This is a genomic window from Dactylosporangium darangshiense (assembly GCF_039537565.1).
Classification (GTDB): Bacteria; Actinomycetota; Actinomycetes; order Mycobacteriales; family Micromonosporaceae; genus Dactylosporangium; species Dactylosporangium darangshiense.
Genome location: NZ_BAABAT010000013.1, coordinates 37,223 through 50,790, shown reverse-complemented (window position 1 = coordinate 50,790; position 13,568 = coordinate 37,223). Strand labels below are relative to the sequence as shown.

Annotated in this window: 10 protein-coding genes; 3 read left to right on the top strand and 7 right to left on the bottom strand. The window is 73.5% G+C overall.

The features are described 5' to 3' along the window. Positions 1–19 precede the first annotated feature (19 nt). The 3 genes from ABD901_RS24125 to ABD901_RS24115 are packed head-to-tail and all read right to left on the bottom strand — an operon-like array spanning position 20 to position 1,853. On the bottom strand, positions 20–895 hold the full coding sequence (locus ABD901_RS24125; RefSeq protein WP_345129403.1) for an SRPBCC domain-containing protein: 876 nt from the start codon (positions 893–895) through the stop codon (positions 20–22). Further along, positions 885–1,238: an ArsR/SmtB family transcription factor gene (locus tag ABD901_RS24120; RefSeq protein WP_345129402.1), complete on the bottom strand. Its 354-nt coding sequence runs from the start codon at positions 1,236–1,238 to the stop codon at positions 885–887. The genes ABD901_RS24125 and ABD901_RS24120 overlap by 11 nt, the downstream gene beginning before the upstream one ends. A gap of 24 nt (positions 1,239–1,262) precedes the next feature. Beyond that, a complete protein-coding gene (locus ABD901_RS24115; RefSeq protein ID WP_345129401.1) occupies positions 1,263–1,853 on the bottom strand; it encodes a TetR/AcrR family transcriptional regulator in 591 nt (196 codons plus the stop codon). Positions 1,854–1,924: 71 nt separating this feature from the next. Between ABD901_RS24115 and ABD901_RS24110 the strand changes: the two genes are divergently transcribed. After that, entirely contained in the window at positions 1,925–3,124 is a 1,200-nt protein-coding gene (locus ABD901_RS24110) for an NAD(P)/FAD-dependent oxidoreductase (protein WP_345129400.1), read from the top strand. Here the strand turns inward: ABD901_RS24110 and treZ are convergent. Genes treZ through glgX form a run of 3 tightly spaced genes read right to left on the bottom strand, consistent with a single transcriptional unit; the run spans position 3,090 to position 9,134 of the window. Next, positions 3,090–4,790: a malto-oligosyltrehalose trehalohydrolase gene (gene treZ, locus ABD901_RS24105; protein WP_345129399.1), complete on the bottom strand. Its 1,701-nt coding sequence runs from the start codon at positions 4,788–4,790 to the stop codon at positions 3,090–3,092. The two genes, ABD901_RS24110 and treZ, sit on opposite strands and share 35 nt — an antisense overlap. A 1-nt stretch (position 4,791) precedes the next feature. Beyond that, on the bottom strand, positions 4,792–7,035 hold the full coding sequence (treY, locus tag ABD901_RS24100; protein WP_345129398.1) for a malto-oligosyltrehalose synthase: 2,244 nt from the start codon (positions 7,033–7,035) through the stop codon (positions 4,792–4,794). After that, the gene (glgX, locus tag ABD901_RS24095) at positions 7,032–9,134 is read right to left on the bottom strand and encodes a glycogen debranching protein GlgX (protein WP_345129397.1); all 2,103 of its coding nucleotides are present in this window, start codon (positions 9,132–9,134) and stop codon (positions 7,032–7,034) included. The genes treY and glgX overlap by 4 nt, the downstream gene beginning before the upstream one ends. A 242-nt stretch (positions 9,135–9,376) precedes the next feature. Here glgX and ABD901_RS24090 point away from each other — a divergent pair, with 242 nt between their 5' ends. Beyond that, a complete protein-coding gene (locus tag ABD901_RS24090) occupies positions 9,377–11,371 on the top strand; it encodes an amylo-alpha-1,6-glucosidase (RefSeq protein WP_345129396.1) in 1,995 nt (664 codons plus the stop codon). A 25-nt stretch (positions 11,372–11,396) separates the two neighbouring features. Then, a complete protein-coding gene (locus ABD901_RS24085; protein WP_345129395.1) occupies positions 11,397–12,884 on the top strand; it encodes a glycosyltransferase family 4 protein in 1,488 nt (495 codons plus the stop codon). 47 nt (positions 12,885–12,931) lie between these two features. Here ABD901_RS24085 and ABD901_RS24080 read toward each other — a convergent pair whose 3' ends face one another. Further along, the gene (locus ABD901_RS24080) at positions 12,932–13,558 is read right to left on the bottom strand and encodes a DUF2461 domain-containing protein (protein WP_345129394.1); all 627 of its coding nucleotides are present in this window, start codon (positions 13,556–13,558) and stop codon (positions 12,932–12,934) included. Positions 13,559–13,568 lie beyond the last annotated feature (10 nt).

Here is a 13,568-nt window from a genome sequence, read left to right as displayed (position 1 = left end):
CAGTGACCGTTCGACCGACCTACATATGGTCCGGGTGGCGGATGCCGGGGGGCATCTCCTGCAGCATCCACGTGTTGCCGTCGGGGTCGGCGAACGGCACGAAGAGGATGCCGCCCATGTCCATGACCTCGCCGGCGTCGACGCCGCGGGCGAGCAGGCCGGCCCGGGCCAGGTGCGCGTCGTCGACGACGAGGTGCAGGCCGCGCAGGGTGCCCGGCGGCTGGTCCAGGCCGGGCAGGTCGCGGTACAGCAGGATCGAGCACGCCGAGCCCGGCGGCGTGAGCTGCGTGACCCGCGGGCCGCCGCCCGGCTGCAGGTCGTGGTCGACGGTGAAGCCGAGCTTGCCGGCGTAGAAGGCGAGGGCGGCGTCGACGTCCTTGACCGGGACCGGGACCAGCTCCAGGCGCATCGTGAAGGAGGCGGCGAGGTAGGCGTCCAGCCCGGCGTAGGTGGCGTCCATGCCCTCGCGCATCCCGCTCTGCAGCGCGGTTTCGCGGGCGGCGCTGGAGGGGTACGACACCCGCGTCGTGATCCTCGTGCGGCCGCCGAGGTCGTCGAAGGTGAGCGTGTTGCGCGTCTGCGGCCAGCCGCCGCTCCACGTCTCGGTCGCCACGATCCGGTCCGGGCGGACGACCTCCTCGAAGGTGCCGCTGATCGTCATCTCGGTGCCGTCGCCGGCCCGGAACACATAGCGGTACGCCCCGCCCGCGCGCAGATCGATCTCGCAGACCGGCATCGTCCAGCCGGGCGGGCCGACCATCCAGTTCGGCAGGTGCCGCGGGCTCGTGTGCACCGCGAACACCAGGTCCTTCGGCGCGGCCACGACCCGGGTGATGCGCACAACGGCGTCGCCCTCCAGCTCGAAGCCGGTCACGCCGAGCTCGTCAACGCTCATCTTCAGACTCCCCAATCCCGTCCTGTACGAATTGCAGGTACGCGTCCAGACGCGCATAGCTCGAGTCCCAGAACTGCCGGTAGTGCTCGGCGAACGCGGCGACCTCGCGCAGCGGGGCCGCCTCCAGCCGGCACGGGCGCCACTGCGCATCGCGGCCGCGGGAGATCAGCCCGGCCTGCTCGAGCACCCGCAGGTGCTTGGAGATCGCCGGGCCGCTCATCGCGAACGGCGCCGAGAGCTCCTTCACCGTCGCCTCGCCCTCGCTCAGCCGGGCCAGGATCGCCCGGCGGGTGGGGTCCGCGAGGGCCGCGAACGTGGCACTCAACCGGTCCTCGGTAACCATGTGGTTATTTAACCGTCCGGTTATCTACGATGTCAAGCCGTTCAGGGTGGCCTCCGTCGCCCGGGTCCAGACCTGTTCCGCCGTCGCCGGGTCGCCGAGGATGCCGCGCAGCTCCAGGGAGGCCAGGCCGTGCACGAGCGCGAAGAGGTGCCGGCCGACGGTGAACTCGTCGCGGCCGGGGAACAGGCCGAGGTCCAGGCCGCGGCGGATCGTGCGCAGGACGCGATCGAAGCTGGCGTACACCAGGCGGAACACCGGGTCCTCGGGGTCCGCGCCGGCGTGGACCATGCCCATGAAGAGGTCGTACAGCTGGGGCCGCTCCAGCGCCGCGGCGCGATAGCCGGCGATGAGCAGCGGCAGCTCGGCGAGTGGGTCGTCGAGCTCGGAGACGGCCTCGTGGTGGCGGCGCATCGTCTCGGCGACGTCCACCGACAGCTCGCGCAGCAGGCCGTCCTTGTCGCCGAAGAGGCTGTACACGGCCCGGGTCGTGGTGCCGACGGCGTCGGCGACCCGGCGCACCGACACCGCCGCCGGGCCCTCGGCGTGCAGCAGCTCGCCGGCCGCGGCGAGGAGGGCCGCGCGCGTGTCCGCGCCGTGTTCGCGTGGTCGTCCCATGCTTGCCCACCCTATCGCAACGGTGTTACGTTACACCGTAACGAAACGCTGTGACGAAATGGAGGTGTGCCATGGCGTACGACGTGATCGTGGTCGGCACCCGCGTGGCCGGCGCGGCGACGGCGATGCTCCTGGCCCGCCGAGGGCTCAGGGTCCTCGCCGTGGACCGGGCCCGCTTCCCCAGCGACACCCTCTCCACCCACCAGGTCCAGCCGCCCGGCGTCGCCCGCCTGCGCGCCTGGGGCCTGCTGGACCCGCTGCTGGAGGCCGGCACCCCGATGGCCCGCACCGCCCGCTTCGACCCCGGCCCCGCCGTCCTGCACGGCGCCTACCCGGGCCCGGACGGCGTGCTCAGCCCCCGCCGCCGGCTGCTCGACGCGCTCCTGCTCGACGCCGCCCGAGCGGCCGGCGCCGAGGTGTGGGAGGGCTTCGCCGTCGACGGCCTGCGCTTCGAGGGCGGCCGCGTGACCGGCATCGAGGGCGAGGCCAAGGGCGGCGGCCGGCGCGAGGCGGCCGCCGCGGTCGTCGTCGGCGCCGACGGCAAGCACAGCACCGTCGCCCGCGCCGTGCGCGCCCGCGAGTACCGCACCCGACCCTCGACGTCCGGCGCCCTCTACGGCTACTTCGAGGGCCTCGAGCTCACCGGCGGCGAGATGTACCCGCGCCCGGACCGCCTCGCCGGCGTCTGGCCCACCAACGACGGCCTCGCGGTGGTGTACCTCGGCGTGCCCCGCGCGCAGTTCGACGCCGCCCGCCGGCGTGGCATCCCGGCGAGCCTCGACGGCTGCGGCGACCTCGGCGAGCGGGTCGCCGCGGCCAGGCCGGCCGAGCACGTCCGGGGCACCGTCGACCTGCCGAACACGTTCCGCGTGCCCTACGGGCCGGGCTGGGCCCTCGCCGGGGACGCCGGCCTCGTCATGGACCCGATCACCGGCCAGGGCATCGGCAACGCCCTGCGCGACGCCGAGGCCCTCGCCGAGGCGCTTGCCGCCGGCCTCGGCGGCGCCGCCCGGCTGCCGGCAGCGCTGCGCGCCTACCACCGCGGCCGGGACCGGGAGCGCCGCGCCATGTACCGCATCACCACCGGCATGGCCGCGTTCCGCCCCGACCGGTTCGGCGCCCTGCTGTACCGGGCGATCGCCGGCGACCCGGCCGAGGTGACCCGGTTCCTGGGCGCGATCAGCGGTGCCGTGCCGCCGCGCGACTACTTCAACCCGGTGAACCTGCTCGGGACCGTCACAGGATGGCGGCCGACTCCCCGGGCAGCGTGAGCAGGTCCGACTGCAGCAGGACGGACTCGTCGGTGGCGAACAGGACGCACTCCGCGTGCAGCGGCACCGTGCGCGGCTCGCCCGTCAGGTTCGCCACCACGGTGTTCGCGCCGCGGCGGATCAGCAGGACCCCGTTGCCGTGGGTGACGTGCACGCGGTCCAGCCGCGGATCCGACAGCCCGGGCAGCGACTTGCGCAGTTCGATCAGCCGGCGGTACACCCCGAGCAGGTCGGTGTCCATCGCCGCCCAGTCCAGGTGCGAACGGGCGAACGTCTCCGGGTCCTGCGGGTCGGGCACGTCGCCGGGCGGCCAGCCGTGCGCGGCGAACTCCTCCCGCCGGCCCTGCGCGACCGCCGCGGCGAGCGCCGGCTCCGGGTGGCTGGTGAAGAACTGCCAGGGCGTGCGCGCGGCGAACTCCTCGCCCATGAACAGCATCGGCGTGAACGGCGAGGTGAGCAGCAGCGTCGCGCCGACCCGCAGCAGCCCCGGCGACAGCGTCGCGGCCAGCCGGTCGCCGGTGGCCCGGTTGCCGACCTGGTCGTGGTTCTGCAGGCACACCACGAACCGGTGGCCGGGTATGCGGGCCCGGTCGACCGGGCGGCCGTGGACGCGCCGGCGGAACGACGACCAGGTGCCGGCGTGGAAGAACGCCGACTCCCACACCGTCGCGAAGCACTCGGGGGAGCCGAAGTCGCCGTAGTACCCCTGCCGCTCCCCGGTCAGCATCGCGTGCAGGGCGTGGTGGACGTCGTCGTCCCACTGGGCGTGCAGGCCGTACCCGCCGCCCTCGCGGGCGGTGACGAGGCGGGGGTCGTTGAGGTCGGACTCGGCGATGAGCGACAGCGGCCGGCCCACCGCCGTGGACAGCGCGTCGACCTCGGCGGCGAACTCCTCGAGCAGGTGCGTGGCGCCCCGGTCGACCAGGGCGTGGACGGCGTCGAGGCGCAGCCCGTCGGCGTGGTAGTCGCGCAGCCACTGCAGGGCGCTGTCGATGATGAACCGGCGCACCTCGCCGCTGTCGGCCTCGTCTAGGTTCAGCGAGCGGCCCCACGTGTTCGCGCCGGAGGACAGGTACGGGCCGAACCGGGGCGCGTAGGCACCGGACGGGCCGAAGTGGTTGTAGACGGCGTCGATGATCACCCCGAGGCCGGCGCGGTGCGCGGCGTCGACGAAGCGCTTCAGCCCGTCCGGGCCGCCGTAGCTGTCCTGCACCGCATGCCAGCCGACGCCGTCGTAGCCCCAGTTGTACTCGCCGTTGAACGCGTTGACCGGCAGCAGCTCGACGAGGTCGACGCCGAGCTCGACGAGGTACGGCAGCCGCTCGATCGCACCGTCGAACGTCCCCGACGGCGTGAACGTGCCGACGTGCAGCTCGTAGACGACGGCGCCGGCCAGCTGCCGGCCGGTCCAGGCGGCGTCGCCCCACGCGAACCGGTCGTGGTCGTAGACGCGGCTGCGCTCGTGCACGCCGCCGGGCTGCCAGCGCGAGCGCGGGTCGGGCAGGACGCGCTCGTCGTCGTCGAGGGCGAAGCCGTAGTCGGTGCCGTGGCCCGCCGCCGGGTCCTCGGCCGCCCACCACTGCCCGTCCGGGGTCATGGGGATGGATCCGGTACCGCTGTGCAGCACGACCCGCCGCGCGGACGGCGCCCAGACGCGAAACTCCATGTCAGCCCCTCACCAGCAGCGCGACCGGGTACGTGGCCAGCAGGTCGCCGACGGCGGTCGAGGCGACCGCGCGCCCGGTCAGCACGTCGGTCCACGGCCCGTCCGCCAGCTTCAGCTCGGTGTCGCCCCACCCGCCGGCGAGCGTCAGCCCGACCGGCAGCCGGGTCGCGATGCTCAGCGCGCCGCCCCGGTCGAACGCGACCACGTGCCGCTGCGCCGCGCCGGCCGCCGCCACCGGCCGGTAGGTGGTGAACAGCTCGGGCCGGTCCCGGCGCAGCCGCAGCGCGCGGCTGACGACAAGCAGCTTCGCCGTGCCGGACACGTCGACCGGCGGCCGCGGCCGGCCCGCCGCCGCGGCGGCGTCGAGCGCCGCGAGCAGGTCGCGGCGCTCGGCGAAGTCGACCGGGCGGCGGTTGTCGGGGTCGACGAGGGAGTCCTCCCACAGCTCCGTGCCCTGGTACACGTCCGGAACGCCCGGCATCGTCAGCTGCACCAGCTTCTGGCCCAGCGCGTTGCTCCACCCGAACGGCGTGATCCGGGCCGCGAGCTCGCTCACCTCGTCGCGCAGGTCGCCGGCGGCGAAGACCCGCGCCAGGCCCGCCCGCACGGCGTCCTCGAACGCGGCGTCCGGCGCGTCCCACGACGTCGAGCGGTTCGCCTCCCGGGCCGCCTTCTCGAGGTACCGCTGCAGCCTGTGCTCCTCGGCCGGCCAGACGCCGACGATGGCCTGCCAGAACAGGTCCTCGAACGACGGCTCGGGCAGCGGGGCGACCGCGCGCCAGCCGGCCTGGACGGCGGCCCACTCGGCCGGGATCTCGCTGAGCACGGCGAGACGGGCCCGCACGTCCTCGCCGCGTTTCGTGTCGTGGGTCGACAGGGTCGTCATGCCGCCCGGCCACTCCGCCAGCCGGCGCGCCGCCGCCGCGTGGAACTCGTCGGGCTCGACGCCGAAGCGGGACGGGTCGCCGCCGACCTCGTTGAGGGCGACGAAGCGGTTCCAGCGGTACATCGCCGTGTCCTCGACCCCCTTCGCCATGACGGCGCCGGTCAGCTGCTGGAAGCGGGCGCACAGCTCGTCGGCCGGGTCGGTGAGGCGGGGCATGAGCGCGTCGAGGGCCTCGGCGAGGTCGGGCCGCTGCCCGACGGTGCGCCGCGCCGCCTCGGCGAGGTGTTCGCGCCCGTACGGCAGGTAGCTGCGGTACACGTCGAAGTTCGCCGCCAGCTGCGCCAGCACGGGCTCCACCGAGGGGCTGCCGGCGATGCGGGCCAGGCGGTGCAGCTCGGCGGGGAACAGCCGCCCGGTCACGTCGAGCTTCTGCGCGTGCGCCTCGTCGTCCCAGGCGACCGCCGGCGCCGGCGGGTTGGCGGGGTCGACGAACAGCCCGCACACCTCGGCGAGGGCGTCGTAGCCGGTGGTGCCGTCGACCGGCCACTGCGGCGGCAGCGGCTCGCCGCGCTCCAGGATCTTCTCCACGATCAGCCACGTGCCCGGCGCCCGCTCCCGCAGCCGCTCCAGGTAGCCGCCCGGGTCGCGCAGCCCGTCGGGGTGGTCGACGCGGATGCCGTCGGCGAGCCCGTCGCGCACCCAGCGCAGGATCTCCTCGTGCGTGGCCGCGAACACCGCCGGGTCCTCCACCCGCACCCCGGCGAGCTCGGTGACGGCGAAGAACCGCCGGTAGTTGAGCCGCTCGTTGCCCTCCCGCCAGTACACCAGCCGGTAGTGCTGCCGCTCGTGCACCTGCTGCGGGGTGCCGGCGCCGGTGCCCTCGGCGATGGGAAAGCGGTGCTCGAAGTACCGCAGCTCGCCCGCCTCGACGCGCAGGTCGTCGAGGGACTCGGAGCCCAGGACCGGCACGATGAGCGGCCCGGCGTCCCAGTCGATGTCGAACCAGTCGGCGTACCCGCTGGCGCGCCCCTTCGCCAGGACGTCCCACCACATCGGGTTGGCGTCGGGGCGGAACAGCCCCATGTGGTTGGGCACGATGTCCACGACCAGGCCGAGGCCGACGGCGCGCAGCGCGGCCACGAGCCGGTCCAGTGCCGCCGCCCCGCCCAGCTGCGGGCTCACGGCGCGGGGGTCGACGACGTCGTAGCCGTGCGGCGAGCCGGGCGTCGCGCTCAGCAGCGGCGCCGAGTACAGGTGGCTCGCGCCGAGCTCGCGCAGGTAGGGCACGAGCTGCGCCGTGGCGTCCAGGTCGAAGTCCGGGCGCACCTGCACCCGGTAGGTTCCGGACGGGACGCTCATACCGTGCGGTCCAGCACGACGAGGGAGCGGTCCGGGACGGTGATCGTCCCGCCGGCGCTGTAGGACACGCCGTCGCGCGCCGGGCCGGTCGCGGTCGCGATCACCAGCTCCCACTCCTTGCCGTACTCCTGCGGCGGCACCACGAACTCCAGCGGCTCCTCGTGGGCGTTGAAGCACAGCAGGAACGAGTCGTCGACGTGCCGCTCACCGTGCGAGCCCCGCTCGGTGATCGACTCGCCGTTGACGAACAGCATCAGCGCCCGGCCGAAGTGGTTGTCCCAGTCCTCCTCGGTCATCGCCCGCCCGTCGGTGGCGAACCACGCCACGTCCGCCAGGGTGCCCCCCGTCCGGGCGGCCGGCCGGCCGGTGAAGAACCGGCGGCGGCGGAACACCCGGTGCCGTTCCCGGAACAGGGCGAGGCCCCGGGCGAAGGCCAGCAGCTGCTCGTCGACGGTGTCCCAGTCGATCCAGCTGATCTCGTTGTCCTGGCAGTACGCGTTGTTGTTGCCGCGCTGCGTGCGCCCCAGCTCGTCGCCGGCGCAGATCATCGGCGTGCCCTGCGACAGCATCAGCGTGGTGAGGAAGTTGCGCCGCTGCTTGGCCCGCAGCGAGGCGATCGCCGGGTCGTCGGTCGGGCCCTCCACCCCGCAGTTCCAGGAGCGGTTGTAGCTCTCGCCGTCGCGGTTGTCCTCGGTGTTGGCCTCGTTGTGCTTGTCGTTGTAGGACACGAGGTCGTTGAGCGTGAAGCCGTCGTGGCAGGTGACGAAGTTGATGCTGGCGAAGGGGCGCCGCCCGTCGTCCTGGTACAGGTCCGCCGAGCCGCAGATGCGCGACGCGAACTCGCCCAGCGTCGCGGGCTCGCCGCGCCAGAAGTCGCGGACCGTGTCGCGGAAGCGGCCGTTCCACTCCGTCCACAGCGGCGGGAAGTTGCCGACCTGGTAGCCGCCGGGGCCGACGTCCCACGGCTCGGCGATCAGCTTCACCTGGTTGACGACCGGATCCTGCTGTACCACTTCAAAAAATGTGGACAGGCGGTCCACCTCGTAGAACTCCCGCGCGAGGGTGGAGGCGAGGTCGAAGCGGAACCCGTCGACGCGCATCTCCGTCACCCAGTACCGCAGCGAGTCCATCACCAGCTGCAGCGAGTGCGGGTTGCGCACGTTGAGGCTGTTGCCGGTGCCCGTGTAGTCGGTGTAGTAGCGGTTGTCGTCGTCCTCGAGCTTGTAGTAGTGGCCGTTGTCGAGGCCGCGGAAGCTCAGCGTCGGGCCCAGGTGGTTGCCCTCCGCGGTGTGGTTGTAGACCACGTCGAGGATGACCTCGATGCCGGCCGCGTGCAGCGCCTTGACCATGCCGCGGAACTCCTGCACCTGCTGGCCGCGGTGCCGGCGGGCGTAGCCGTGGTAGGGGGCGAAGAACCCGATCGTGTTGTAGCCCCAGTAGTTCGACAGCCCCAGCTCCACCAGGCGCTGGTCGTGCACGAAGTGGTGCACCGGCAGCAGCTCCAGGGCGGTGATGCCCAGCCGCTTGAGGTGCTCGACGATCGCCGGGTGCGCGATGCCGGAGTAGGTGCCGCGCAGCTCCTCCGGCACGTCCGGGTGGCGCATCGTCAGGCCCCGCACGTGCGCCTCGTAGACCACCGTGTGGTGGTACGGCACGCGCGGCGCGGCGTCGTTGCCCCAGTCGAAGTACGGGTTGACGACGACAGCCTTCGGCATGAACGGCGCCGAGTCGGCCGTCGACATCTGCTCGGGGTCGTTGAAGTCGTACCCGTACACCGCCGGGTCCCAGGCGATGTCCCCGTCGATCGCCTTCGCGTAGGGGTCGAGCAGCAGCTTGTGCGGGTTGCAGCGCAGCCCCCGGGCCGGGTCGTAGGGCCCGTGCACCCGGAAACCGTAGCGCTGCCCCGGCTCCACCCCCGGCAGGTATGCGTGCCAGACGAACGCGTCGACCTCGACGAGCCGGATGCGCTCCTCCCGGTCCCCGTCGTCGAACAGGCACAGTTCGACCGAGTCGGCCACCTCACTGAAGATGGCGAAGTTGGTCCCCTGCCCGTCATAGGTCGCACCCAGCGGGTACCGGTTGCCCGGCCAGACCTGCATGCTCACTCCTGCTCTGTCGCTCGGCACCGCGGTACCACGGATCCCCGTTGCCACAGTGTTACGTGCGTCGAAAGTTCACGCGCGGGTACGCGCGAAGCTGGCTGAGATATGCCCGGTGCGCCCAATAATGAATCGTGCCCGCTGGGTGGTCGGATTTCCGACACCGGTTTCGGGATGAACCTCAGGCGAATTCCGCCGTGGCGCACGTTTCAACCAAGGGGGAACGGATCATAGTTGGGCACATGCCCCCGGGATCGGCGATGACCTTCGGCCCGCATGCCTGCACGACGCCGGCGTCGTTCGAGGCCGAATGGCTGCTCACCGACGGCATCGGGGGATACGCGACCGGCACGATCGCTGGCCTGCGGACGCGCCGCTACCACGCGCTGCTCGTCACTCCGGCCCGGCGCGTCGCCCTCGCCGCACTCGACCCGGTCCTCGTCGTACCCGGCGCCCCGCCCGTCCGCCTCGCCACCCACGAGTGGGGTTCCGGCGCGATCGACCCCGCCGGCCACCGCCATCTGGAATCCTTCGAGATCATCGATTCGGTACCGCGGTGGCGCTGGCGCGTCGGCGAATACGTCCTCGAGCGCGAGATCGCGATGACGCGCGGGCGCAACGCCGTCGCCGTCGTGCACCGCCTCGTCGCCGCCCCGCCGGGCGCGCAGGCCCGCCTGACGCTCACCGCCCTGTGCACGTGGCGCGGCGCCGACTCCGAACGCTTCTGCGACGGCCCGGACATGGTGCTGGACGGCACCACGGTCGCCGGCGCATACCGGCTCGACGGGCCCGGCTGGAAACCGCTCGGGGAGTGGTACCTCGACGCGTACCACCGCGAGGAGGCCGCCCGCGGCCTCAACCCGATCGAGGACCTGTGGGCCGCCGGCACCTTCGAGGGCACCCTGCGCGTCGGCGGCGACCTTACCGTCACCGCCTGCTCCGGCGACCTCGAAACCCCGCTGCCGCCCGGCCCGACCGTCGTGGACGAGGCCCGCCGCCGCGCCCGCAGGCTCGTGCGCCAGGCCGGCGCCCGCGACACCGCCGACCGCCTGCTCGTCCTCGCCGCCGACCAGTTCATCGTCACCGGCGGCGACGCGCCCGACGTCATCGCCGGCTACCCCTGGTTCGGCAGCTACCTGCGCGACACCATGACCGCCTACGAGGGCCTCTTCCTGCACACCGGCCGCACCGCCGAGGGCGCGGCGCTGCTGCGCTCCCACGCGGCGCTCGGCGTGCGGATGCGCGAGGAGACGCTGCGCGACGCCGACGGGCCGCTGTGGTACGTGCACGCCGTCGAACGGCACGTCGCCCGCACCGGCGACGCCGACCTCGCCCTCGAGCTGCTGCCCGCCGTCGAGGGCGTCGTCGCCGCGTACACCAAGGGCACCCGCGACGGCGTCAGCGTCGACCCGCTCGACGGCCTGCTCGCCCTCGACGCCCAGCACGCCGGCCTCACCTGGATGAACGCGGTCTTCCCCCGCGGACCCGTCACGCCCCGCGACGGCAAGCCCGTCGAGCTCAACGCCCTGTGGGCCAACGCCCTCGGCGCCGTCGCCGCGCTGCGCGAACGCTGCGGCCGCGACGCCTCCGTCGTGCACGCCCGCCGCGACGCCGTGCGCGCCCAGTTCGTCAAGCGGTTCCGCGCCCCCGACGGCTGGCTCTACGACATCGTCGACGCCGGCCCCGCCCCCTACCCGAAGGGCGGCAGCGGCGTGCACGACGACTCCGTGCTGCGCCCCAACCAGCTGCTCGCCTTCAGCCTGCCGTACGCGCCCGCCGCCGACGAGACGCACCTTCGCGACTCCGTCCTGCGGGCCGTCGGGGCCGGCCTGCTCACCCCGCTGGGCCTGCGCACGCTTGCGCCGGGCGAATACGGGTACGCGGGGGTTCACCGGGGCGGCGTGTTCCCCCGGGACACCGCGTACCACCAGGGGACGGTGTGGCCGTGGTGGATCGGCCCGTATGCCGATGTGCTGTGCGCCGCCGGCCGGTCGGTGGACGCGCTGCTGCACACCGTTGCGGCACATTTGGGCGAGTGCGGTCTCGGGTCGGTGAGTGAGATCGCGGAGGGTGACGCACCGCACCGCGCGACGGGCGCGCCGTTCTCGGCCCGCTCCGTCGCCGCGGTGCTGCACGCACGGGCGGTTATCAGGCAAAACTGCAACTTGCAGGGATTGGAAAAAAAGAAATTGGCCCGCGAACCCCGGCCGCGGACGCGGCGGAACGCGCTACGGTGACAGTCGGCGACGAGAGGTATCCGCTATGCGCGTATTGATGATCGCCTGGGAATTTCCGTCGAGTGAAGAGATAGCCGCCCGCCGGGGCCGCATCGCAGCCCTGTCCGCAGCCCTGGTCGCGGCCGGCCACGAGGTCACGGTCGTCACCCGGCACCGCGCCGGGGCGCCCGCGAACGAGACGTTCGGCGGCGTACGAGTGGTCCGCGCCTCCGCGCTGCCCCCGTTCGACGACACCGACCTCGGCCACACCATGGCCGTGAACCACCTGCTCGCCGAGGCCGCGATCCGCACATCCCCGCCGGTCGGCTACGAGGTCATCCACGCACACGACTGGCTCGTCACCCACGCGGCCGTCACCCTGAAGGAGCACTTCGGCGTCCCGTTCGTGGCGACCCTGCAAGCCACCGAGGCCGGCCGCCACCAGGGCGTCCTGTCGGGCGAGACCAGCCGCTCGGTCCACTCCGTCGAGTGGTGGCTCGGCAGCGAGGCCTGCCGCGTGATCGTCCCGACCGAGTACCTGCGCTGGGAGGTCCAGCACCTCTTCGACGTCCCCGCCGAGCGCGTCGACGTCGTGCCCAACGGCATCGACCCCGACATCTGGACCGCCGAGCCACGCGCGGTGCTCTCGGCGCGCCTGCGCTTCGCCGGCGAGGGCCCGCTGCTGGTGTACGCCGGCCGCCTCATCGCCGAGAAGGGCGTCCAGGACCTGCTGGCCGCGATGCCCGCGATCCGCGAGCGCCACCCCGGCACCCGGGCCGTCGTCGTCGGCGACGGCGACTACCGCGGCGCCCTGATCGAGGAGGCCCGGCGCCTCAAGCTGCACCGCGCCGTCTCCTTCCCTGGCACCCTCGACCAGCCCACCCTCGCCGCCGTCCTGGCCGCCGCGGACGCGTTCGTCATGCCGAGCCGCTACGAGCCCACCGGCACGGTCGCTCTGGAGGCGGCCGCTTCCGGCGCCGCGCTGGTCGTCGCCTCCACCGGCGGCCTGGCATCGATCGTCGAACACGGCGTCACCGGCATCCGCTTCCCGGCCGGCGACCCCGACGGCTTGTCCGACGCGGTCGGCGCCCTCCTGCAGGACCCGATGTTCGCCCAGACGCTGGCGTCCCGGGCCCGCCAGATGGCCCGCGAACGCCACTCCTGGCACGCGATCGCCGCCCGCACCGCCACCGTGTACGGCGCCGCGGTCGACGAGGCCCCCGACTTCGAGGCCGGCCGGCAGGCGGCCTCCCTGGACAGCGGCCGCCCCGTCGTCTTCGTCCCGCAGGGCAACCTGCTGGCCGACCCGCCGCGCGTCCCGGTCGGCGAGCGCCCCGCCAGCCTCGTGCGGGCCGCCGCCGACGAGGCCGCCTGGCAGGCCGGCGCCGACGCGGCGCGGGCCGCGATCGCCGCCGAGGGCTCCCTGTGGGCCATCGACGACGCCGCGGAGCGCGAGGCCGCCGACCGCGACGCCGCCGCGCGCGCGGCCGCAGCGCCGTTCGACGTGCTGATGGCGGCGGTGGAGCGCCGCTGACCCGTTCGGGACCCGGGGCCGCTCACGGCGGCCTCGGGGCCACCCGGCTAGGGCTGGGCTGCGTGCGTGTCCAGCCACTCCTGCAGCGGGCCGCAGCCGCGCAGGAACTGCTCCACGTGCGTGCGGGCCTTCGCGGTGCCGAGCCAGGGCTTCAGCGGGAACTGGTGCCACGCGATCAGGCCCTTGTGCCGCAGCAGGTCGGCCCGCGGGTGCTCCTTGTCGAAGCCCCGCGGCACCGACTTCAGCTGCTCGTGCGACGTCACCGACCAGCCCCGCGACTCCAGGTCTGCGACGATGCGCGCCAGGAGCAGGCCGGAGGAGTCGTCGGCGACGGCCTGGCGGAAGCGGGCGAGCCGGGGCGAGTCCATCATGTACGCCCCCGCGCCCGCGGCCAGGCCGTGCGCCGTGAGCTGGATGTACCCGCCCCGCTCGAACGACGCCGCGCAGGACGTCTTGTAGGGGGACTTGTCGGCGCTGAAGCGCACGTCGCGATACGGCCGGAAGATCTTCGCCGGGCCGAACTCCGGCTCCAGCTCGGCGAGCAGCTCCGTCATCGGAGCGCGCACCTGCTCGTCGTACGTCGCCTTGTGCGCCGTCCAGTACGTCTTGGAGTTGTCCGCCTCGAGGCCGTCGTAGAACTCGAGGGCCTCCGCGGGCCAGCCGTGGAACGTCACGAACACGAAG

Coding starts and splice junctions, on each gene's coding strand:
- ABD901_RS24115 (WP_345129401.1), bottom strand. CDS start 1,853: ATGGGACGACCACGCGAACACGGCGCGGACACGCGCGCGGCCCTCCTC.
- treY (WP_345129398.1), bottom strand. CDS start 7,035: ATGAGCGTCCCGTCCGGAACCTACCGGGTGCAGGTGCGCCCGGACTTC.
- treZ (WP_345129399.1), bottom strand. CDS start 4,790: ATGGAGTTTCGCGTCTGGGCGCCGTCCGCGCGGCGGGTCGTGCTGCAC.
- ABD901_RS24120 (WP_345129402.1), bottom strand. CDS start 1,238: ATGGTTACCGAGGACCGGTTGAGTGCCACGTTCGCGGCCCTCGCGGAC.
- ABD901_RS24085 (WP_345129395.1), top strand. CDS start 11,397: ATGCGCGTATTGATGATCGCCTGGGAATTTCCGTCGAGTGAAGAGATA.
- ABD901_RS24110 (WP_345129400.1), top strand. CDS start 1,925: ATGGCGTACGACGTGATCGTGGTCGGCACCCGCGTGGCCGGCGCGGCG.
- ABD901_RS24090 (WP_345129396.1), top strand. CDS start 9,377: ATGCCCCCGGGATCGGCGATGACCTTCGGCCCGCATGCCTGCACGACG.
- ABD901_RS24125 (WP_345129403.1), bottom strand. CDS start 895: ATGAGCGTTGACGAGCTCGGCGTGACCGGCTTCGAGCTGGAGGGCGAC.
- glgX (WP_345129397.1), bottom strand. CDS start 9,134: ATGCAGGTCTGGCCGGGCAACCGGTACCCGCTGGGTGCGACCTATGAC.